Source organism: Ottowia caeni, from assembly GCF_050821495.1.
Lineage (GTDB): Bacteria > Pseudomonadota > Gammaproteobacteria > Burkholderiales > Burkholderiaceae_C > Ottowia > Ottowia caeni.
Window position 1 is genome coordinate 1,850,393 of record NZ_CP151080.1, and the last position, 21,620, is coordinate 1,872,012.

The window sequence follows — 21,620 nt, forward strand, 5'->3', positions numbered from 1 at the left end:
GCGTTGTGCCCGGCGAGCCTGATCATTGCTCTGCCTCCCGCGGCCTTTGGCCAGCCTCCCCGATTGCATCGATCTCATCAATCTTGTAGGTTGGGCTGACGAAGGAAGCCCAACATTCGCTCAAACCTCCATGTCAGACCCCCATCGACCCCACCCCGAGCGCTTTCAGGCTTTTGATCAACTGGCCATCCTCGTCGCGGTGCTCGCCGATGATGGATCGGTGCTGTTCGCCAATGCCGCCCTGGAAGATGCCGTAGGCCTCTCCTGGAGAACCATTGAGGGCACACACTTTCAAGATTATTTCGCAGAGCCTTCGGCACTGCAGCACGCATTGAAGGGTGCTCAGGAGAACGCGTTCGCGGCCCTGCGCTATGACGCGCAACTCAAGCGCCACGGTAGGTCGCCAGCCGATTATCTGCCAGTAAACGTGATCGTGGCGCAGACTGAACGGCCGGGAGAGTTGATCGCCCAATTGTTGCCCCAGGAACTGCAGGCTCGGCAGGAGAGGGAGGAGCGCCAGGTCGACCAAGTGCGCGCCAACAAGGAGCTGTTTCGCAATCTTGCCCATGAAATCAAGAATCCGTTGGGCGGAATCCGAGGCGCGGCGCAACTGCTTGAGATGGAAATGGCCGCGCCAGAGTTGAGTGAATACACCCAAGTCATCATCCGCGAGGCGGATCGCCTGCAAACGCTGGTGGATCGGTTGCTGGCGCCACACCGTCATCCTCAGGTGGTGGGTAACGTCAACATCCATGAAGTTTGTGAGAGGGTGCGCTCTTTGATTGTGGCCGAGTTTCCGCAGGGGTTGACCGTCGTCCGCGACTACGACATCTCCATTCCAGATTTTCGCGGAGACCGCGAACAGCTCATACAGGCTCTGCTCAATATCGCCCATAACGCGGCACAGGCCTTGTCAGAGCGTATCAACACGAGTGGCGATGCCCAGATCGTGTTGCGTACGCGCGTGGCGCGTCAGGTTACGGTCGGTAAGCAGCGCTATCGGCTGGCACTGGAATTGCATGTCATCGACAACGGACCGGGCGTTCCGGACTCGATCAAGGACCATGTATTCCTGCCCCTGGTGTCAGCAAGAGATGGCGGCAGCGGACTAGGACTGACGCTGGCGCAGACTTTTGTGCAGCAGCATCATGGTCTTATCGAGCTCGACAGCGTTCCGGGCCGCACGGATTTCAAGATTCTGATCCCGCTACCTTGATCTCCGTGTCTGAAACAATAATGCCCAAGAGGAACAGCAGTATGAAGCCGATCTGGATTGTTGACGATGACCCCTCTATACGCTTCGTGCTGGAGAAAGCCCTTTCTCGCGAGGATCTGCCCACGCGCTCCTTCACTAACCCACGCGAAGTGCTTGCTGCGCTTGACGAAGGCGCCACAGACGTTGAGGGGGGCGACGGGCCGCAGGTCTTGGTGAGCGACATCCGCATGCCCGGTGGTTCCGGACTCTCGCTGCTTGAAAAGGTGAAAGAGCGCTTGCCGAGCTTGCCGGTGATCATCATGACCGCCTTCTCGGATCTTGATAGTGCTGTGTCAGCCTTTCAGGGGGGCTTTTGAGTATTTGCCCAAGCCGTTTGACGTACCCAAGGCGGTCGAGCTGATCCGCCGCGCGGTCGAGGAAAGCGTGCGCGAGGAGGTGGCTGAGCAGCAACAAGCCCAGACACCAGAGATGCTCGGCCAGGCACCCGCGATGCAGGATGTGTTTCGTGCCATTGGCCGCCTGTCGCAAAGCAACGTCACCGTCCTCATTACCGGTGAATCCGGCAGCGGCAAGGAACTGGTGGCGCGCGCTCTACACAAGCATTCGCTTCGCGCCAAGGGGCCGTTCGTGGCCATCAATACCGCTGCCATACCCAAGGATCTGCTCGAGAGCGAATTGTTCGGTCACGAGCGCGGAGCATTCACTGGTGCGCAGACACAGCGGCGAGGGCGCTTTGAGCAAGCAGACGGCGGCACCTTGTTTCTGGACGAAATTGGCGACATGCCGCTTGATTTGCAGACTCGGCTGTTGCGAGTCCTGTCGGACGGACAGTATTATCGAGTGGGTGGTCACAGTGCCATCAAAGCCAATGTGCGCATCGTAGCTGCGACACATCAGGATCTGGAGAAACGCGTCAAGGAAGGCGTCTTCCGCGAAGATCTTTTCCATCGTCTGAACGTCATCCGCTTGCGTCTGCCAGCCTTGCGTGAGCGTCGTGAAGATGTGCCTTCGCTCGCGAAGCATTTTCTGGGGGTCAGTGCACGCCAGCTTGGCGTGGAGCCCAAGCGCATTTCAGATGCGGCTTTGGCCAGGCTGAGTGATTTCAGTTTTCCTGGCAACGTGCGTCAACTGGAGAATATTTGCCATTGGCTTACCGTGATGGCACCGGCGCAGCAGATCGGAGTGAAAGACCTTCCACCCGAAGTACTGGCGTCTGGCTCTGCGGTAGAGCCTGAACAGCAGGTGGCTGCTTCCGGGGCGGCATCTCACCGGCCAGAAGCCTGCATGGAGGAACCATCCGACGCGCCTCCTGCTCTCGTGGCATCGGCTGTCGGTGCAGACGAAAAGCAGCCCGAACTGGCGGATTGGGAGCGCGGTCTGCAGGCCGAAGCGGCCAGTCTATTGGCGTCTGGTCAGGAGAACGTCTGGGATCGACTGATCGGTAAGGCCGAATCGTGCCTGATCCAGTCCGCACTGGCCGACACTCGCGGGCGTCGTATCGAGGCTGCGCAAAAGCTCGGTATTGGGCGCAACACCATCACCCGCAAAATTCAGGAACTCGGACTGGAATAGCCACTGGGCCGTAGATCTTGACCGTACTGCACGGCAGACCATCACGCTACGAGTGGTGTCGTCTGCATGGCTTCGATTTGCTCGGTCAACGTGTGAATCTGTCCGCGCCAGTAATCTGGAGTGCCAAAACCCTCAAACGCGGCGGGAAACGCTGGGTCTTCCCAGCGCCGGGCAACCCACGCGCTGTAATGAATCATCCGTAGCGTGCGCAGCGGCTCGATCAGCGCGAGTTCACGGCGGTCGAATTCGCGTACTTGTTCGTAGCCATCAAGCAGGATGCCAAGCTGCTGCTGGCGTTCGACACGCTCACCACTTAGCAGCATCCATAAATCCTGCACGGCTGGGCCGCTACGGCAGTCGTCCATGTCGACGAAGTGTGGCCCCGCGCCCGGCTGGTCAGTCGGCGTCCAGAGAATATTTCCGATGTGGCAGTCCGCGTGCAGGCGCAGCGAGGCAACGCTGCAGCCTCTGGCCGGTGAAAAATAATCAAACCCGGAGACCAGGTCGAGTGCTTGTTGGCTTACATCGGCCCAGGCACGTTCCACTTCCAACGGCAGCCGGCCATCCGAGAGTAACCATTCCCGCGGTTGCGTCCCGTAGCTGGTCAGATCCACGGCGGGTCGATGAGAGAATTGAGCACGAGCACCAATGTTGTGCATTCGCGCCAAAAAGCGGCCAATCCATTCCAGAGTTTCCGCATCGCCGAACTCTGGCGATCTTCCGCCGCGCCGAGGGCTGACACTGAAGTGAAGGCCGTCATGTTCGTGCAACGTTCGTCCCTGAATGCATAACGGGCCCACCACAGGCACCTCGGCTGACATCAGCTCCAGAGAGAATGCATGCTCTTCATCGATCTGCGCCACGCTCCAGCGGCCGGGCCGGTAAAACTTCAGCACCACCGCTGGATGCGCATCTGCCAAGTGCGTTCCGGGCTCCAGATGGGCTAGATAGACCCTGTTCTCGTAGGAGTTGAGTGCCATCAGCCGCCCGTCTCCGTAGAGCCCTAGGCAGGCGAGGGCGTCAAGAACAAAATAGGGTGTGAGTACTGAGAAGGGGTGAGTCGCGTCGAGCATCCACGTATTGTGGGCGCAGCGGGCACAATGATCACCATGACCGCACAACAATATTGGCTGATGAAGTCCGAACCGGACGATTGCTCAATTGATGATGCGCTAGCCGCACCAAACCAGACGGTGCCATGGACAGGCGTACGCAATTACCAGGCGCGCAATTTCATGCGCGATGTCATGCGAGTGGGAGATGGCGTATTGTTCTACCACTCCAGTTGCCCCGCTCCCGGTATTGCAGGCGTCGCCCGCATAGCCTCCAGTACACGGCCAGATCCGACGCAATTCGAACCTCAGTCACCGTATTACGACCAGGCGTCCAGGCAAGACGCTCCACGCTGGCTGCTCCTCGATGTGCAGGCCCAACGCAAGACGCGCCTGCTGAGCTTGGCCGAGATGCGTGAATTGCCGGCCTTGAGCAGTATGCGAGTCTTGCAGAGGGGTAGCCGACTTTCCATTACTCCCGTAACTCCGCAAGAGTGGCAGGCGGTCATGAATTTGCTGGACTAGATATCTCGCGCCCGACAACGGTTTTGCATTAGTTCGAGAACGCGGCAATTCCCGTAATGGCGCGGCCCAGGATCAGTGCATGCACGTCGTGAGTCCCTTCGTAGGTGTTCACCACCTCTAGGTTCACCAGATGGCGGGCAACTCCGTATTCATCGCTGATACCGTTGCCGCCCATCATGTCGCGCGCCATGCGTGCGATGTCCAGCGCCTTGCCGCAGCTGTTGCGTTTCAGGATAGAAGTGAGCTCAACCGGTGCATTGCCCTCGTCCTTCATTCTTCCCAGGCGCAAACAGCCTTGCAGGCCCAGGCTGATGTCGGTCAGCATGTCGGCCAGTTTCTTCTGGACGAGTTGGTTGGCTGCCAGCGGGCGGCCGAACTGGTTCCGGTCCAGCACATACTGCCTTGCTCTCCAGGTAGCAGTCTTCGGCGGCACCCAAGGCGCCCCAGGCAATGCCGTAGCGTGCGCTGTTCAGGCAGGTGAAAGGGCCCTTGAGGCCGCGCACCTCGGGAAACGCATTCTCTTCGGGAACAAACACTTCGTCCATCACGATCTCGCCCGTGACGCTGGCGCGCAAACCCACCTTGCCGTGCACGGCGGGGGCGGAAAGCCCTTTCCAGCCTTTTTCAAGAATGAAACCGCGGATTTGGCCGCCATCATCTTTTGCCCAGACAACGAACACATCAGCGATGGGCGAATTCGTGATCCACATCTTGGCGCCGCTCAAGGAGTAACCGCCATCAACCTTCTTTGCACGTGTGATCATGCTCCCAGGGTCGGATCCATGATCGGGCTCGGTCAGGCCAAAGCAGCCTATCCACTCGCCGGTGGCCAGTTTGGGCAGGTACTTTTTCTTTTGCCCCTCTGTGCCGAATTCATTGATCGGCACCATCACCAACGAGCTTTGCACGCTCATCATGCTGCGGTAACCTGAATCCACGCGTTCGACTTCACGCGCCACCAGCCCATAGCAGACATAATTGAGACCAGCGCCGCCGTAGGCTTCTGGAATGGTGGGGCCCAGTAGCCCAAGTTCGCCCATTTCGCGGAAAATGGATGCGTCCGTTTGCTCGTTACGGAATGCCATTTGCACCCGAGGAAGCAGCTTTTCCTGGCAATAAGTGCGGGCAGCTTCCTGAACCTGGCGCTCTTCATCGGTCAGTTGTTCGGTCAGCAGGAAAGGGTCTTGCCAGTTGAATGAATTTTTGGTGCTAGCCATGCGCGGGTCTCCGAGGCAGTTGATATTCGAAGCCCACATTTTGCCGCCGACATGTATAGGTGTCTAATATCAAATACCGATTCATGAATAGGTTTCGCGTATGAACATCGGCTCCATGGAGCTGCGCCACCTTCGTTACTTTCTTGCTGTGGCCGAAGAGTTGCACTTTGGCCGTGCGGCGCAGTCACTGGGCTTGAGTCAGCCTCCACTATCTGTAGCGATCCAGCAAATCGAAGGTGCGGTGGGTGCGCCCCTGTTCACCCGCAGTAGCCGTGGTGTGCAATTGACTGCTGCAGGACAGGCCTTTGTGCCGGCCGCCCGTGCTGTGCTCGAGCGTGCTGCGCAAGCCTTGGCCGAAGCACGAGACGTGGCCAGTGGAGAGGCAGGAAGCCTGCGCATAGGATTTGCCGGCACCATGCTTTACAGAGGTTTACCGCTCATGCTGCAGCGTTTTCGGTCTGAGCACCCCCGCTTGAAACTCGTGCTTTGCGAACTGAGTTCCAGCGACCAGCTGCTCGATCTTCAGCACGAGCGACTCGATGCCGGATTTGTGCACACCACGCAGGTGCCGGAAGGACTATCGCAAATACTGGTTTCAAGCCAGTCGCTGGTGGCCTGTGTTCCGCAGACTCATCCTTTGGCGCGAGCAAGAAGCGTTCCGCTGAAGGCGCTCGCTGATGAGCCGTTCGCTCTGGTTGCCAGGGATGTATCACCCGACTACCACTCGCGCATTCTTGCACTATGCGGTGCAGCGGGCTTTACGCCGGCCCCAATTCATGAACTGCAACACTGGCTGAGCGTAGTGTCTCTGGTGGGGCAGGGGTTGGCCGTCGCTCTGGTGCCGGCTGCTTTGCAGCAATCCGGCATGGCGGGTGCGGCCTTCGTGTCCGTGAAAGGTGCGCAGCACGATTGGCCGCGTTACGAAACACACTGTTTGTGGAAGGCGGGTCGCGACAATCCTGCGCTAGGGTTGTTCTTGTCAGCCGTGCGTGAGGTTGCTTCCGGCGGCTAGTATCTACACATATCTACAAATATTTGTACATGAATCTGCAGTTTTCCGAATCTTGGAGACCATCATCATGAGTGAAGCCGAAACAATCGTTCTTGGCGGGGGCTGCTTCTGGTGTACCGAAGCAGTTTTCAAGGAGGTCCGTGGCATCACGGATGTGGAGTCGGGTTACAGCAACGGGCAGTCGCAGCGGCCCAGCTACGAGCAGGTGTGCACTGGGCGCACAGGGTGTGTGGAAGTGGTCAAGCTTGAGTACGACCCGGCCATCATCAGCACGCGTCAGATCCTCGAAATATTCTTCGTCGTGCATGATCCGACGCAACTTAACCGCCAGGGTAACGACGTGGGCAGCCAATACCGGAGCGGAATTTACTTTACCGACCCGGAGCAGCAGCGAGTAGCCACAGAGCTGATTCAGGAAATTGCACGCGAGCAGATTTTCGACGGGCCGATCGCGACGGAGGTAGTGCCCTTGGCTGATTACTGGCCTGCCGAGGACTACCATCAGGACTTCTTTGAACGCAATCCCACGCAGGGCTACTGCATGGCCGTGGCGGCGCCCAAGGTGGTCAAATTCCGAAAGACCTTCAGGGAGCTCGCCAAGGGCTGAGCCTCCCTAAGAGCGTATTCAAAGTCTCCTCGCGGGTCCGTTGCGCCAGTTGCACTGCGCCCGCAAAAACCGCGTCTGCGGCGTTGAAAATCCTCGTGATACCACGAGGTATCCCTGCGTTTTTCGTCGCATCGGCGCACCGCTTGCAGCCACAGCTTTTCGAACACAACAGCCCTCGCGCAGAGACTTTGAACACGCTCTAAGAGCCTGTTCAAAGACGACGCGTTGAATGCAGTTACTGGGTGCCAAAAATCCGGTCGCCGGCGTCGCCCAGGCCGGGGACGATGTAGCCGTGATCATTCAGGCCCCGGTCGATGGCTGCTGTATAGATCGGAACATCGGGGTGGGCAGCTTGTAGCGTCCGAATGCCCTCGGGCGCTGCCAGCAGACACAGGAATTTGATCGAGCGTGGCCCGGTGGATTTAATCTTGGTGACCGCTGCCGCAGCAGAGTTGCCCGTGGCAAGCATGGGATCAACCACGATGACATCGCGCTCGTTCATGCCAGTGGGCATCTTGAAGTAATACTCCACTGCTTGCAGAGTTTGGGGATCGCGGTACAGGCCTACATGTCCTACGCGTGCGTTGGGGACGACTGAAAGCAGCCCATCCATCATGCCGTTGCCAGCACGCAGAATGGAGACGAACGTGAGCTTCTTGCCATCAATCATGGGACTGAGCATGGTTTCCAGCGGCGTTTCGATCTCCACGTCGGCGACCGGCATGTCGCGGGTCACTTCATAGGCCATCAGCGCTGCCAGTTCGTTCAAGAGCCTGCGAAAGCTGTTGGTGCTCGCACTCTTCATACGCATCAGCGTAAGCTTGTGCTGCACCAGGGGGTGGGTAATGTGATGGACTTGAGACATGGTGATGACAGGTTTGGGTAGGCGTTATTTTTATGTGAGGACTTTAGTGTGCCACTAACGCCCTAGCGTTTGCCGCCGAAGATGCCGCCCAGCACTCCGCGCAAGATCTGACGGCCAGCCGTGGTGCCCATGGTGCGTACCGCCGATTTGGCCATGGTCTGTACCAGGCCGTCGCGTTTTCCGCCACGTGGGCCGGTGCTGCCGAACAGAATGTCCTTGGCCATATCCATCATGCCGCCGGATTCTGCTGCAGTGGCAGCGCCACCCGAGCCCGCGCTGGCTCCCTGGCCCTTGTCTGTCTGTGTGCGCGCCTGGAGGATTTCATAGGCAGACTCCCGATCCACTTCTTTTTCGTAGATGCCGGCCACCAGCGAGTTGGCCATGGTGGCTCTTCGTTCGACATCTGTAATGGGGCCGATCTGGCTGCCTGGAGGAATGACGAACACTCTTTCGGTGACGCCGGGTCGGCCTTTTTCATCCAGAAAGCTGACCAGCGCCTCTCCGGTGCCGAGCTCTGTGATGACCGTCTCAATGTTGAGGTCGGGGTTCGAGCGCATGGTCTGCGCGGTAGCCTTGACTGCTTTCTGATCGCGTGGGGTGAACGCGCGCAATGCATGCTGTACGCGGTTACCGAGCTGAGCCAGCACGCTGTCGGGCACGTCGATGGGGTTCTGCGTTACAAAATAAACGCCTATGCCTTTGGAGCGCACCAGCCGCACAACCAGTTCAATGCGCTCCAGAAGCACCTTGGGTGCATCGTCGAAGAGCAGGTGCGCTTCATCGAAGAAGAAGAGCATCTTGGGCTTGTCGAGATCGCCAACCTCGGGTAGTTGCTCGAACAGCTCCGAGAGCATCCACAGCAGAAAGGTGCCATAAAGGCGGGGGGATGTGAGCAGCTTGTCTGCGGCCAGAACGTTCACGACGCCCTTGCCGCCAGAAGTTTGCATCATGTCCTGAATGTTGAGCATAGGCTCGCCAAAGAACTTGCCACCCCCTGGGTCTCGATCTGCATCAGACCGCGCTGAATGGCTCCCACGCTTGCGGCGCTGATGTTGCCGTATTGCGTGGTGAATTCCTTCGCGTTCTCACCAACATACTGCAGCATGGCGCGCAGGTCTTTCAGATCCAGTAACAACCAACCGTTGTCGTCCGCAATCTTGAAAACCAGGTTCAGAACGCCGGCTTGCGTGTCGTTAAGATCCAGCATGCGGCCCAGAAGCAGTGGGCCCATGTCGGAAATGGTGGCGCGAACGGGATGGCCTTGTTCGCCAAATACATCCCAGAATGTCACTGGGCAGGCTCATCGGCTCAGGTAACGGAACGCCGCGCTCCTGCAAAATGGCGGCCATTTTGGCGCCGACCTGGCCCTGCCGGCTGATGCCTGACAGATCGCCTTTGACGTCGCTCATGAACACGGGCACACCGATGCTTGAGAACGATTCAGCCAGCTTTTGCAGCGTGACGGTCTTGCCGGTACCAGTGGCACCGGTGATGAGTCCGTGGCGATTGGCCAAGCTGGACAATATGGCGCATTCGATTTCGCCATGCTTGGCGATGAGCAGATGTTGGGCGGACATGGGGGCACTTTCCAGGTGAATCTTGGCAAAAAAGAGTATAGCCAGCGAAGCTTTGCATTGGCATTTTTGGTGACTGCGCTGCTGAAACGTAAAATCTCGCTTTGGAATTGATTCTTTCACGAGGGGAACAGCATTGGCCGGCCATAGCAAATGGGCAAACATCCAGCACCGCAAGGGCAGGCAGGACGAAAAACGCCAGCGCGTCTGGACGCGCGTGGTACGCGAGATCATGGTGGCAGCGCGTACGGGTGGTGGAGACCCCACGGCCAACCCGCGCTTGCGCCTGGCCATCGAAAAAGCCAAGGCCGCAAACATGCCGGCCGACACTGTCAAGCGCAATATTGACAAGGCTACGGGTAACCTTGAAGGCGTCAGCTACGAGGAAATCCGTTACGAAGGCTACGGCATCGGTGGCGCCGCCATCATTGTCGACACCATGACCGACAACCGTGTGCGCACTGTGGCGGAAATTCGTCATGCATTCAGCAAGTATGGCGGCAACATGGGCACCGAAGGTTCGGTGGCCTTTCAGTTCAAGCACGTCGGCCAACTTATCTTTGCACCTGGCACCAACGAAGACAAGGTCATGGAAGCGGCCCTGGAAGCAGGCGCTGACGATGTCATCACCGATGAAGAAGGTGCCATCGAGGTATTGACGGACCCCGCAGCCTTCGAGGACGTGAAGAACGCGCTTGCTGCCGCAGGACTGCAGCCCGAACTGGCTGAAATCACCATGCGTGCGGAGAATACGGTGGAGCTCTCAGGTGAAGATGCTGTGAAGATGCAAAAGCTCCTCGACGTCATCGAGGATCTGGACGACGTTCAAGACGTATTCCATAACGCCGAGATCAACGAGTAAGGCTTACCTTGAAAATTCTGGTTATTGGCTCGGGCGGTCGCGAGCATGCGCTGGCCTGGAAACTCTCGCAGTCGCCCAAGGTGCAACAGGTTTATGTGGCACCGGGCAACGGCGGCACAGCGGTTTCGCCTACTCTCAAGAACGTTCCCATCACCGATCTCGTGGCGCTGCGCGAGTGGGCGCTGGCGGAAAAAATCGCGCTGACCGTCGTCGGCCCCGAACAGCCACTGGCTGCTGGCGTGGTGGATGACTTCCGTGCTCACGGGTTGCGCATTTTTGGCCCAACGGCCGCAGCCGCACAGCTAGAAAGTTCCAAGGCGTTCAGCAAGGACTTCATGCAGCGCCACGACATCCCTACGGCGCGCTTTGAGACCTTTACCGACCCCGTTGCCGCCCATGCCTACGTTGACAAGATCGGCGCACCCATTGTGGTGAAGGCTGATGGCTTGGCTGCGGGCAAGGGCGTGGTGGTGGCTCAGACGCTGGCCGAGGCGCACGCCGCAGTGGCAGACATGCTCGAGTCCAACACGTTCGGCGTCACGCACAATGCCGGCGCTGATGGCGTGGCGGTGCCCCGGGTCGTGATCGAGGAGTTCCTGCAAGGCGAGGAAGCCAGCTTCATCGTAATGTGCGATGGCAAAAATGTGCTTGCTCTGGCCAGCAGTCAGGACCACAAACGCCTGAAAGACAACGACGAAGGCCCCAACACCGGCGGCATGGGGGCCTATTCTCCCGCGCCCGTGGTTACCCCGCAGGTGCATGCCCGCGTCATGCGCGAGATCATCCTGCCCACCATCCGGGGCATGGATCTAGACGGCATAGGATTCACGGGTTTTCTTTATGCCGGCCTCATGATCGACCAGGAGGGTAAACCCAAAACCCTGGAGTTCAATTGCCGCATGGGCGACCCTGAAACGCAGCCAATCATGATGCGGCTCAAATCGGATCTGGTCGACGTGATGATGGCGGCCACCTCAGGCAAGCTCGACACCATTGAACTGCAATGGGACCGCCGCGCTGCGCTTGGCATTGTCATGGCCGCGGGTGGCTATCCGCTGAACCCCAGGAAGGGCGATCTGATCACCGGTCTACCCAAGCCCGAAGACGATGCCATGGTGTTTCATGCTGGCACGGCGCTGGAAGGCGAGGAAATCCGCACGTCCGGAGGTCGAGTGCTTTGCGTGACTGCGCTGGCAGACTCGGTCAAACAGGCGCAGGTTCGAGCGTACGACGTCGCGCGCGGCATCCATTTTGACGGTATGCAGTACCGGCGCGATATCGGGCATCGCGCCATTAAATGATTGCCTGGCGAGTGTCATGCAACACATCCCCTCTCAATCCGTGAGAGGGTTGGTGTGCGAGCAAGCGGGTTCTCCTGAATGATGAAATCCTTAGATACTGACCAAGCACGGAAATACCTCCTGGGCTTGCAGCAATCGATCACCGACGCCATTGAATCCGTCGACGGCCAAGCCCGGTTCCTGACCGACGCCTGGTCCAAGGCGCCGGGTGAGCCGTTGCAGGGCGATGGTGTCACCAAGATCATGGAAGCTGGTGCAGTATTCGAGCGCGCCGGTTGCGGGTTCTCCCATGTGCGAGGGCCCCGATTGCCTCCTTCTGCAACGCAGCATAGGCCAGAGTTGGCTGGCGCTCCGTTCGAAGCCATGGGCGTGTCATTGGTGTTTCATCCGCTGAACCCGTATGTTCCCACGGTGCACATGAACGTGCGCACAATTTCGGCCGGTCACCCCGGGCAGGAGCAGGTTAGTTGGTTCGGTGGCGGGATGGATCTCACGCCCTACTATGGATTTGATGAAGATGCGGTCCATTTTCATCGTGCCTGCCATGACTCACTAACCCCCTTCGGGGACGATAAATACCCCCGATTCAAGAAATGGTGCGACGAATATTTCTTCAATAAACACCGGGGTGAACCTCGTGGTATTGGTGGCATATTCTTTGATGATTTTTCCGAAGGCGGGGCCGAGAACGGTTTTGCCATGATCCGCTCCGTGGGCGACGCCTTTCTGGAGGCCTATCTTCCGATTGTGGAGCGCCGCCGTGGCCTGGCCTGGGGTGAGCGAGAGCGCGAGCACCAACTGTATAGGCGCGGGCGCTATGTTGAATTTAATCTGGTGTGGGACCGTGGTACGCATTTTGGGCTTCAATCAGGCGGCCGTACCGAATCCATTTTGCTTTCTATGCCGCCGCTGGTCAGTTGGTCTTACCAGCGCCAGCCCGAGCCGGGTTCGCCTGAGGCGCGGCTGACAGAACACTTCTTGGTGCCCAGGAGCTGGTTGTGACCTTGTCACGCCGCCGCATAGGTGTGTTTGGCGGCGCTTTCGACCCGCCTCACAATGGTCATGTGGCGCTTGCGCGCGCCGCTGTCGAGCAATTGGGACTCGACGAGCTGCGCATATTCCCCACAGGGCAGGCTTGGCACAAGGCACGAACGCTCAGCGACGGCGCTCACCGGGTGGCCATGTCGAAACTCGCATTCGCACAGGTACCCGGCGTGGTGATAGACACACGCGAAGTGTTGCGTGAAGGCCCTACCTATACGGTGGATACGCTACGCGAACTTCATCAAGATTCGCCGAAAGCACAAATACTATTGATAATAGGGGCGGATCAGGCAGAAACGCTGCATACTTGGAAAAACAGCACCGAGATTGCACGACTTGCCATTTTGAGTATTGCGGCGAGAGCGCGGCCCGTTTCGGACGCTCCGCCAGCAGATATTTCCAATCTTCCGCCGGGCTCTTACGAGCCCATCAATCTTCCGCCTATCGTCGTCAGTTCGACGGAAGTACGCACCCTCGCGGGTAGAGGCTACCCGATCGAGCATCTGGTGCCGCCCGCTGTGGCGCGTTATATTGCTGAACATCAACTTTACCAGCGCCCCTGAGCACTTAATGAGCGAAACCGCCCAGAAAAAAGACATCCAGAAACTTCAGCGAGCCATCGTCGATGGTCTGGAAGACGTCAAAGCCCACAATATCGAGGTGTTCAATACCGAACACCTATCGCCTCTGTTCGAGCGCGTGATGGTGGCCACCGGCAATTCAAACCGGCAGACCAAGGCTATTGCAGCCAGCGTGCGCGACAAAGTGCGCGAGGCCGGTTTCCCCAAGCCGCGCATTGAAGGCGAAGAAAACGGTGAGTGGATCATCGTCGATTGTGGGGCCGCTGTTGCACACATCATGCAGCCCACCATCCGCCAGTATTACAACCTGGAAGAGATTTGGGGCGATAAGCCGGTACGCCTGAAGGGCCCAGCCGCCTCTGGAAAAGCTGTGGCCAAGAAGGCCGCGGCGGCCAAGACGGAAGAAAAGCCCGTGCCGGCCAAGAAAGCTGTAGCCAAGAAAGCCACCGCCAAGGCTCCAGTGGCGAAAACCCCGGCTGCCAAGTCTGCCGCTGTGAAATCTACCGCTGCTCCTGCCAAGAAAGCCGTAAAAGCCACCCCCGCGACCGTTGCCAAAAAATTAGCGTCCAAGAAGGTCACTGTTGTGACCTCCGGTTCGGCAGTTAAGAAAGCTCCCGCCAAGAAGGTTGCGGTAAAGGTGGTAGGTAAGCCGGCACCTGCCAAAAAAGCACCCGCGAAGAAAGCACCCGCAAAGAAAGCCACCAAGGCTTAACGCGAGCGCATGAAGCTTGTCATTGTCGCGGTTGGCCAGCGGGTGCCCCCTTGGGCGCAGCAAGCCTGGGATGACTACGCCAAGCGCTTCCCGCCCGAAATCCGGATCGAGCTCAAAGCAGTCAAGACCGAGCCGCGGGCCGGCGGCAAGACAGTAGAGCAACTTTACTCTGCTGAGCGGGCTCGCATTGAGGCGGTCATTCCGCGCGGTGCCCGTGTAGTGGTGCTTGATGAACGCGGCACCGCGTTGTCCACCCCAGCGCTTGCCAGCCAACTGCAGCAATGGCAGCAGGATGCCACGGATGTAGCACTGATCATCGGCGGCCCCGATGGGCTGGATCCTGCGCTACGCGCATCAGCGCATCAGCGCATTCGTTTATCCGACCTGACTCTTCCGCACGCCATGGTGCGAGTGCTGCTCATCGAGCAGTTGTATCGCGCCTGGTCGGTCAATGCAGGGCACCCCTACCATCGGGAATGATCCTATTATTGAGGGCCTCCTCCCGAAACTGAGCTTTGCGAGATAGTTCATCTAAAGCTGCCTGAACGGTACCGGGCCTATGTGTTACCTGTCATCCAGCATTCATGCCTGATTTCATCTACCTCGCTTCCCAAAGTCCTCGCCGGCGCCAATTGCTAGACCAAATTGGTGTGCGCCACGAACTCCTGCTGCCGGGGGATGATGAAGATGCGGAAAGCTTGGAGGCTGTCTTGCCTGGAGAGGTACCGTTGGCTTACGTACGCCGCGTCACCTCACTCAAGCTCGATGCCGCCGTGCAGCGCTTGCGCCGGCGAGGTCTGCCCGAAGCACCCGTGCTGTGTTCAGACACCACGGTCGCACTGGGGCGCGTTATCTATGGCAAGCCGGCGGATCCGCAAGACGCGGCGCGCATGCTGGGGGAACTCGCAGGCACCACGCACCGGGTGCTTACCTGCGTAGGTGTGTCGGCGCAAGGGCAGGCCACGCAGGCTCTGAGCGCTTCGCGCGTGCGCTTTGCTCCCATGACGACTGCGCAGATACAGGCCTACGTTGCCAGTGGAGAGCCCATGGGCAAAGCGGGCGCATACGCGGTACAGGGGAGGGTGGCTGCCTTCATTGCGCACATCAGCGGCAGCTATACCGGCATCATGGGGCTGCCACTCTTCGAAACCGCAAACCTTTTACGCTCGGCCGGGCTAAATACCTGACCTAGGCTGACACAAATGCAACAAGACATCCTCATCAACTGGTCCCCGCAGGAAACGCGCGTGGCCATCGTCGAAAACGGTGCCGTCCAGGAACTGCACGTAGAGCGCTCGCTGGAGCGAGGCCTTGTTGGCAACGTGTACCTTGGCAAAGTGGTGCGTGTGCTGCCGGGTATGCAGTCGGCATTCATAGACATCGGTCTGGAGCGCGCGGCCTTTCTGCATGTCGCGGATGTATGGCAGCGTCCGCTGGCGGGTGAAACATTGCCAGCTCACCGCACCAATGGCACTCCTGCCAAGCCAATAGAAAAGCAAGTGTTTGAAGGCCAGACGCTGATGGTGCAGGTCATCAAGGACCCGATCGGTACCAAAGGTGCGCGCTTGTCGACCCAGATCAGCATTGCCGGACGCATGCTGGTGTTCCTGCCGCAAGACGAGCACATCGGCATCTCCCAGAAAATCCCGGCCAGCCAGCGAGACGCGCTACGAGCCCGCGTGCAAGCCTTGGCAGGGGACAGCCAACCGGGGCAGGCGCGAGGCGGGTATATCCTGCGTACTAACGCCGAAGACGCATCCGATGCCGAATTGGCTGAAGACATCGCCTACCTGCGCAAGACCTGGACGCGCATTCGGGAGGTCTCTGTGCAAAAGCCGCCCACCAGCCTCCTTCACCAAGATTTGAATCTGCTGCAACGTGTACTGCGTGATCTGGTCAACGAGGAAACACAAGCCATCAGGCTCGACTCCAAGGAGCAATTCCACTTGCTCTCTGCCTTTGGGAAGGAATTCATGCCGGCTGCTGCTGCGCGCTTGTCGCACTACAAAGGCGAGCGGCCTATTTTTGACCTCTACTCGGTGGACGATGAAATCACCAAGGCACTGGGCCGCCGTGTCGATCTGAAATCTGGCGGCTACCTGGTGATCGACCAGACCGAAGCGCTCACCACGATCGACGTCAATACCGGTGCGTTTGTGGGTGCGCGCAACTTCGACGACACGGTATTCAAAACCAATCTGGAAGCAGCGCAAGCCATAGCGCGGCAACTGCGGCTGCGCAACCTGGGCGGCATCGTCATTGTGGACTTCATTGACATGACGCAGCCCGAACATCAGCAGGCAGTACTCTCAGAATTCAAGAAGCAGTTGGCGCGCGACCGTGTGAAAACGCAGGTAGGCGGATTTTCTGCGTTGGGGCTGGTAGAGATGACGCGCAAACGCACCCGGGAATCGCTGGCGCAATTGCTATGTGAGCCCTGCGCGCAATGCCAGGGTGCCGGCCGCGTACGCACCGCGCGCACCGTAACCTACGACATCCTGCGCGAAATCCTCCGTGAGGCCAAACAATTCGATCCCAAGGAGTTCCGAGTTGTCGCCGCACCCGCAGTGATCGAGATGCTGCTGGATGAGGAAAGCCCGCACTTGGCGGGCTTGTCGGACTTTATTGGCAAGCCCATCTCATTGCAGGCCGAATCGGCGATTGGGCCGGATCAATACGATATCGTCTTGCTTTGAGCGTTCAGGGGTTCCCGCCCTGGTTGGGAATGGTTTTCGACGGCGTGATCTGTCGGATGCGCGTGCGTAGGGCAGGCACGGCATGATCCAACGGTAGCTCTTGTAAGCCGCGAACTGGCGCTGCCGATCCGAAGCAAATACCTATGGCAGCCGCGCACAAGATCGCTCCGTCGCCACTGCGGACGGTCGCGAAGGTTAGCAATATGTAAATCCCCCATGTTGTGGCCTGTTCGATGCACAATGGAAACAGGTGATCGTTCGGGTGTCACCTGCATCGGCTTGGAGTTGTGTTGACCTTTTTTGGGGCTGCAATGCAAACTGATCTCGCTGAAACCATGCGCATTCAAAGTCTCATCGCCAAAATTGGCGGGGGTCTTGACCAGTTCTTGAGATTTGAGCACCCGGATGCCGTACACCCTGGCGCCAATTGGCAGGCGTACTTGGATGTGCCGTTGCCACAACATGGTGTAGGTATTGATCAAGTGGTAGAAGAATTAATAGAACAAGTCATACCCAATGGGTCTGCTGTACCAAGGCCAGGCTTCACCTCTTTCATCACCACCGGCGCGACCAGTGCGTCGGTGTTGGCTAGCACTGCCGCCAGCATCGCCTCACCCCAACGCTATGGGATTACGTCGTTCAATCTTCTGGAAGATGTGTCACTGCGCTGGCTCGCCACCATGTGCAACATTGGAGATCTGCAGGGCGTTTACAGCAGTGGCGGCTCCGTAGCCAACTTGCTCGCGTTGGGCGCAGCAAGGCAGCATGCCTTTGAAAGGCTGGGGCATGACGTAGGTGCCAACGGCATGACGACACCGGTCCATCTTTATGCCAGCGCCGAGTCGCATCACACAATTCAGCGATCGGCCGGCGTCCTTGGAGTTGGCCGGCGGGCGATGCAAGCCATTGGATGCGACAGTCAAGGCAGGATGCGTGTAGATTTGCTGCGTGCCGCCATCGAAAGAGATAGAGACTCGGGAATTGTGCAAATGGCAATTGTTGCCAACGCGGGCACTACGAATACCGGTTCGATTGACCGGCTGAAAGAAATCGGCGAGATCGCAAAAGAGTATGGAATTTGGTTCCACGTCGACGGTGCATATGGATTGCCAGGCATTCTGGATGAACGCGTCCGCCATCTGTATGCCGGTCTGGAGATGGCTGACTCAGTAATCGTGGACCCGCACAAGTAGTTGGGCGCGGCCGTGGGCGTCGCAGCTACTTTTGTGCGTGATCGTCAGTTGTTGTATCGGGCGTTTACCCAAGAGCCGGCAGATTACCTTGAAGGTGCAATAGAGCAGGCCACTGAGTCGCCACCGAAAATTGAGCACTCACTCGATGATTTTGGTGTGCCTTACTACGATTTCGGTGTTGAACTAAGTTCCCCGTGCCGAGGTGTGGTCGTATGGGCGATGCTCCGTGAAATCGGCGTTGAAGGAATGAGGCACCGAGTGAAGCGCCACAACGATATGGCAGCCTATGTCGCCAAGGCTGCCAAAGAGCATCCAAACCTCGAACTTCTCATAGAGCCAACCCTATCCATTTGCTGCTTTCGATATGTTGCGTCAGGAGTTTCCAGCCTGGATGCGTTCAACCGGCAATTACACCAACGGCTGATTCGAGAGAATCAAAACATGCCAAGCACCACGCAGGTAAACGGGAAATTGGCTTTGCGTCCTTGCTTTGTTGGGGCACGTACAAATCATGAACACGCGCAAGCGCTATTGAAGGACGTTCTGCGCATCGGTCGAGAGCTAGAGCTTGAATTGGCGTAGACGGATCGACATGGCTGATTCACCGCTATAGAGCTTCCCACGGGCTGGGAGCGGCTTCCGCGCTGAAACCCGATTCTTTGCATTGCCCGAACCCACCATTCTGGAAGCGTCTCGCCGGGCGCTTCAACGCGATGCATCTCGCTTTCAGGGAACTGCGCCTTCTGACGTAGAGAGACAGCAGTCAGTCAATAGGCGTCACGATTTGTTGCAAACCGAAGGACAGCAGCGGAGTTGAATGCGGCCATACTGTGTTTGCCGTTCGTCCTCGTTCCAAGGTCGGGCTGCCCAATTGGCCGACTTGTCAGGAGGTGCCATGTCCAAGCACGTTTACAAGATCCTGGAGCTCACAGGCTCCTCGCCTTCTGGCATAGAAGATGCCGTCAACACGGCCATTGCCAAGGCCAGCGAGACCGTCCGCGATATGCAGTGGTTCGAGGTGGTGGAGACGCGCGGCCATATTCACGAGGGCAAGGTCGCCCACTGGCAGGTAACGGTAAAGGTGGGATTCACCCTCGAGTAAGGGATGAACGAGTTCGTGAACTACGGTGAGTTCATCGTGGGTCCCTTCTGGCCGAAATTTTCCGAGGAAACCCAGATATGAGGCGGATTCCGACCACGAGTCTGCCCGTGAGGCAGAGAGCGAAGTGTCGGTTTCAGGCTGGTTGCAGCCGGTTACCTCTCGTCGACCTCGTTGCTTACGAACGCTGGATCGGATGCCCATCAGCAGTCATTCATCAGAGGCGTCGATCGACCCATTGCGGAAATTCAAGCTCCATTGACCAATGCCTACTTCCAGCTATTGCTGTCGCGCAAACCTGTTAATCGAAGTACCGATTTCTGCTAGATCGCAGTCGTTTTGAGCACCACTGCGGTTGATTTGAGGGGGCCTTGTAGCTGGCTGATTATGTTCTATCCGCCTCCGAACCTCAGGATAGGCCTCCTATCAATGCTGCACATCGAAAAACGTTTGACTGGTGAAGTTGTCCGCCATTTCGATTTGCAGGCGAAAGTCAATGACCTCCTTTTTCTTCTTCCTGCTCAGGATATGCAGTTTCACCGGCGAGTAGTAGCTTGTGGTCGGAGGAACTTCATATTCCTTCCCATAGATGGTGACCAAGGACGCAGGTTCTTTCAGCTGCAGGGTAGAAAACTCTCCTTTGCGCACGATCCTCATTAGCGATTCGCCCCCATCGGCACACGCAATCCTCATCGTAGGTGAAGCGGTAATCTGCGATCGCTGGTAGGATAACTTGCCCTCAACGATATCGCTGACTCGCGCTAAGGCTCGATAATCATCAGCGGAAATGCTCGCGAAAATATCGATTGGTGGACTCTGACCAAGATATCTGAGCACGTTTCTCGCTCGTCTCACGTAGTGAGTAAATACAAGCGTTTCGGCTATTTCCTCGATATGCTTAGGATTTTGAAATTTCCCAGCCGCTGCATGATTTCCATCGACTTCCATGGCAAAGGAAATGGCAGCCGATGGATCGAGAATTGCTTCAAGCAGGTTTGTTAAGGCGTCCAAATAGGGAGGGTTGGCAGCTTCCTTTCCTTGCCAGGCTTTCAAATTTGTGGTCAAGGTTAATCGGGAGTGGACACCATCGCCTGAGGTTTGAGAATAAATAATTTCTACGTCTAGAAGACCGCCGCAGCCGGAGCCTGAAAACCTGATTTGCTTACGCCCAGCGGTCAATTGTCCAGCGACGCTCTCAAAAATGGCGGGGGCAGTCTGGGGTGCAAATATCTTCAACACGGCTGGACGCGCCGCTGGCATGATAGTAATAGATGCCAGATCGGCGTCGTTATGCAGCACGTCAAAGAGCTTTGATCCCTCAAACACCACGCCATCGAGTGGTAGAGTCGCCTCTCTCCCATCGTCAATGGCCGCTTGAAGGCCTTTTCGCCAAGCCTCAGCCGATTCCGATCCAACCTTGATGGAGAAAGACACCGTTTCCCTCGCACTCAAAGTAATCGTTGTGTTGCCGCCCGAATACGCGGTTGAAACAGTGAACCTCGGATCCACAGCTTCCATTTGATCGACTAAGGCTTTGTGCACGTTGCCTATCGCTTCTGGATAAAAACCGGGCGTTCGGTTGCCCATGGCCATGGCTGCCATGCGATAGATGTCCTTCTGATCAGGAAGTCGTTTGCCTTGCTCCATCAGAGCGCTTGCTTCAGCCGATGACTTCCATTTTTTGAGCGTTTCCGCCGGGTACGCGTCGGGGTCCCGGTCAATGATCGTTGAACAGGTTTGGCATAGCCAGATGATGTTACCGAAGCCGCGCCGGTCGTCTGCCGTCATCGCAGCGAGATAACGTGGCCCACCGGGTGATGCTGCATGAATATGCGCGCCGACCCCCACATTGGAGAAATCATCGTTGCCCACCGGAGCGGAGGTGGTTGCACGGCAGGCGGGATTGGAGCAGCGGCCCGCCACTCGCTGGTAAGCCTGATTCTTGGTCGGTTTCGTGAAGTCGTCGCGTGCCATTCGGTTGTAGCTAGCTTGTATGCAGATACTGTATGGCGATTTTTCGACGACTGCGCGCCGACGTGCAAGCAATCATTGGCCGTGCGCAGACTTCTTCTTGCACTGTGGTCTGGCCGCCGTTTGAAACCGCGCGACCAAGACCCGCACGGTGTCAACCTCCGCTTTCGGGCACTCCAACCTTGCCTAGACCTGCCGATCGCGGCAATGAACCGGATGACAGCTCCTGGCCGGGTGGAGCCCGTCAGCTTTTTGAATTGCTCGCCCTATACCAGTCGTTCAGGATGCGCCCCCTGAGCGACTGCTCTCTGGCGGTGAGGTTGGCCGAGGGGGCAGGTCAGAACCGCTGTAGTCCCAGGACGGGCCAGCCTTCACGCTGCGCTCTGGCTCTGGCTTCGCGTAACTGGTTTTCGACAGAGGTCTCGCGTTGCTTGTCTGTGCTGTACCTGGCGTACAGGCAGGCCAAGGTGCTGGCCGACATAGGTACTCCTCATTTTCTGTGTCGGGACGGTCGTCCTGCG

The 21,620-nt window shown here is 57.9% G+C and carries 19 protein-coding genes and 3 pseudogenes; 16 read left to right on the top strand and 6 right to left on the bottom strand.

Annotated elements, in window-relative coordinates; genetic code table 11:
- Nucleotides 1–130 precede the first annotated feature (130 nt).
- The 3 genes from glnL (at nucleotide 131) to AAAK34_RS08960 (ending at nucleotide 2,788) form a co-directional block, all read left to right on the top strand.
- Entirely contained in the window at nucleotides 131–1,216 is a 1,086-nt protein-coding gene (gene glnL / locus AAAK34_RS08950; RefSeq protein ID WP_231695064.1) for a nitrogen regulation protein NR(II), read from the top strand.
- Between the two features lie 41 nt (nucleotides 1,217–1,257).
- On the top strand, nucleotides 1,258–1,572 hold the full coding sequence (locus AAAK34_RS08955; RefSeq protein WP_431777947.1) for a response regulator: 315 nt from the start codon (nucleotides 1,258–1,260) through the stop codon (nucleotides 1,570–1,572).
- Nucleotides 1,573–1,705: 133 nt separating this feature from the next.
- Nucleotides 1,706–2,788 (top strand): sigma 54-interacting transcriptional regulator, encoded by a 1,083-nt coding sequence (locus AAAK34_RS08960; protein ID WP_431778011.1) that lies wholly within the window; start codon nucleotides 1,706–1,708, stop codon nucleotides 2,786–2,788.
- A gap of 41 nt (nucleotides 2,789–2,829) precedes the next feature.
- Here AAAK34_RS08960 and AAAK34_RS08965 read toward each other — a convergent pair whose 3' ends face one another.
- Entirely contained in the window at nucleotides 2,830–3,861 is a 1,032-nt protein-coding gene (locus AAAK34_RS08965; protein ID WP_231695062.1) for a serine/threonine protein kinase, read from the bottom strand.
- 36 nt (nucleotides 3,862–3,897) lie between these two features.
- Here AAAK34_RS08965 and AAAK34_RS08970 point away from each other — a divergent pair, with 36 nt between their 5' ends.
- Nucleotides 3,898–4,365 (top strand): EVE domain-containing protein, encoded by a 468-nt coding sequence (locus AAAK34_RS08970; RefSeq protein WP_431777948.1) that lies wholly within the window; start codon nucleotides 3,898–3,900, stop codon nucleotides 4,363–4,365.
- A 28-nt stretch (nucleotides 4,366–4,393) separates the two neighbouring features.
- Here AAAK34_RS08970 and AAAK34_RS08975 read toward each other — a convergent pair.
- A pseudogene (locus AAAK34_RS08975) lies at nucleotides 4,394–5,582 on the bottom strand (acyl-CoA dehydrogenase).
- Nucleotides 5,583–5,682: 100 nt separating this feature from the next.
- On the opposite strand from AAAK34_RS08975, the gene AAAK34_RS08980 reads away from it, so the two are divergent.
- Both AAAK34_RS08980 and msrA read left to right on the top strand, forming a co-directional pair.
- A complete protein-coding gene (locus tag AAAK34_RS08980; RefSeq protein ID WP_431777949.1) occupies nucleotides 5,683–6,594 on the top strand; it encodes a LysR family transcriptional regulator in 912 nt (303 codons plus the stop codon).
- Between the two features lie 67 nt (nucleotides 6,595–6,661).
- The gene (gene msrA, locus AAAK34_RS08985; RefSeq protein ID WP_231695059.1) at nucleotides 6,662–7,201 is read left to right on the top strand and encodes a peptide-methionine (S)-S-oxide reductase MsrA; all 540 of its coding nucleotides are present in this window, start codon (nucleotides 6,662–6,664) and stop codon (nucleotides 7,199–7,201) included.
- 235 nt (nucleotides 7,202–7,436) lie between these two features.
- Here the strand turns inward: msrA and upp are convergent, their stop codons facing one another.
- A complete protein-coding gene (gene upp / locus AAAK34_RS08990) occupies nucleotides 7,437–8,066 on the bottom strand; it encodes a uracil phosphoribosyltransferase (protein WP_231695058.1) in 630 nt (209 codons plus the stop codon).
- A 62-nt stretch (nucleotides 8,067–8,128) separates the two neighbouring features.
- Nucleotides 8,129–9,643: pseudogene (locus AAAK34_RS08995) on the bottom strand (helicase HerA-like C-terminal domain-containing protein).
- 133 nt (nucleotides 9,644–9,776) lie between these two features.
- On the opposite strand from AAAK34_RS08995, the gene AAAK34_RS09000 reads away from it, so the two are divergent.
- From AAAK34_RS09000 to AAAK34_RS09045, 10 genes and pseudogenes are all read left to right on the top strand, one after another.
- Nucleotides 9,777–10,502, top strand: a complete 726-nt coding sequence (locus tag AAAK34_RS09000) for a YebC/PmpR family DNA-binding transcriptional regulator (protein ID WP_231695056.1) — start codon at nucleotides 9,777–9,779, stop codon at nucleotides 10,500–10,502.
- A gap of 8 nt (nucleotides 10,503–10,510) precedes the next feature.
- A complete protein-coding gene (gene purD / locus AAAK34_RS09005; RefSeq protein WP_231695055.1) occupies nucleotides 10,511–11,803 on the top strand; it encodes a phosphoribosylamine--glycine ligase in 1,293 nt (430 codons plus the stop codon).
- 78 nt (nucleotides 11,804–11,881) lie between these two features.
- A complete protein-coding gene (hemF, locus tag AAAK34_RS09010; protein ID WP_431777950.1) occupies nucleotides 11,882–12,805 on the top strand; it encodes an oxygen-dependent coproporphyrinogen oxidase in 924 nt (307 codons plus the stop codon).
- A complete protein-coding gene (nadD, locus tag AAAK34_RS09015; RefSeq protein ID WP_231695054.1) occupies nucleotides 12,802–13,410 on the top strand; it encodes a nicotinate-nucleotide adenylyltransferase in 609 nt (202 codons plus the stop codon). Before hemF ends, nadD begins: the two co-directional genes overlap by 4 nt.
- Before the next feature lie 7 nt (nucleotides 13,411–13,417).
- Complete coding sequence (gene rsfS, locus AAAK34_RS09020; protein ID WP_231695053.1) at nucleotides 13,418–14,140, top strand: ribosome silencing factor; 723 nt, start codon at nucleotides 13,418–13,420, stop codon at nucleotides 14,138–14,140.
- A 9-nt stretch (nucleotides 14,141–14,149) separates the two neighbouring features.
- Nucleotides 14,150–14,620, top strand: coding sequence for a 23S rRNA (pseudouridine(1915)-N(3))-methyltransferase RlmH (rlmH, locus tag AAAK34_RS09025; protein ID WP_231695052.1), 471 nt, complete (start codon nucleotides 14,150–14,152; stop codon nucleotides 14,618–14,620).
- 104 nt (nucleotides 14,621–14,724) lie between these two features.
- Nucleotides 14,725–15,327: a Maf family protein gene (locus tag AAAK34_RS09030; RefSeq protein WP_231695051.1), complete on the top strand. Its 603-nt coding sequence runs from the start codon at nucleotides 14,725–14,727 to the stop codon at nucleotides 15,325–15,327.
- Nucleotides 15,328–15,342: 15 nt separating this feature from the next.
- Complete coding sequence (gene rng, locus AAAK34_RS09035; RefSeq protein WP_231695050.1) at nucleotides 15,343–16,836, top strand: ribonuclease G; 1,494 nt, start codon at nucleotides 15,343–15,345, stop codon at nucleotides 16,834–16,836.
- Nucleotides 16,837–17,171: 335 nt separating this feature from the next.
- Nucleotides 17,172–18,611: pseudogene (locus AAAK34_RS09040) on the top strand (pyridoxal phosphate-dependent decarboxylase family protein).
- A gap of 313 nt (nucleotides 18,612–18,924) precedes the next feature.
- A complete protein-coding gene (locus AAAK34_RS09045) occupies nucleotides 18,925–19,131 on the top strand; it encodes a dodecin (protein WP_231695049.1) in 207 nt (68 codons plus the stop codon).
- Nucleotides 19,132–19,554: 423 nt separating this feature from the next.
- Here the strand turns inward: AAAK34_RS09045 and AAAK34_RS09050 are convergent, their stop codons facing one another.
- Complete coding sequence (locus AAAK34_RS09050; protein ID WP_231695048.1) at nucleotides 19,555–21,102, bottom strand: hypothetical protein; 1,548 nt, start codon at nucleotides 21,100–21,102, stop codon at nucleotides 19,555–19,557.
- A 334-nt stretch (nucleotides 21,103–21,436) separates the two neighbouring features.
- The gene (locus tag AAAK34_RS09055) at nucleotides 21,437–21,580 is read right to left on the bottom strand and encodes a recombinase family protein (RefSeq protein ID WP_431777951.1); all 144 of its coding nucleotides are present in this window, start codon (nucleotides 21,578–21,580) and stop codon (nucleotides 21,437–21,439) included.
- Nucleotides 21,581–21,620: the final 40 nt, after the last annotated feature.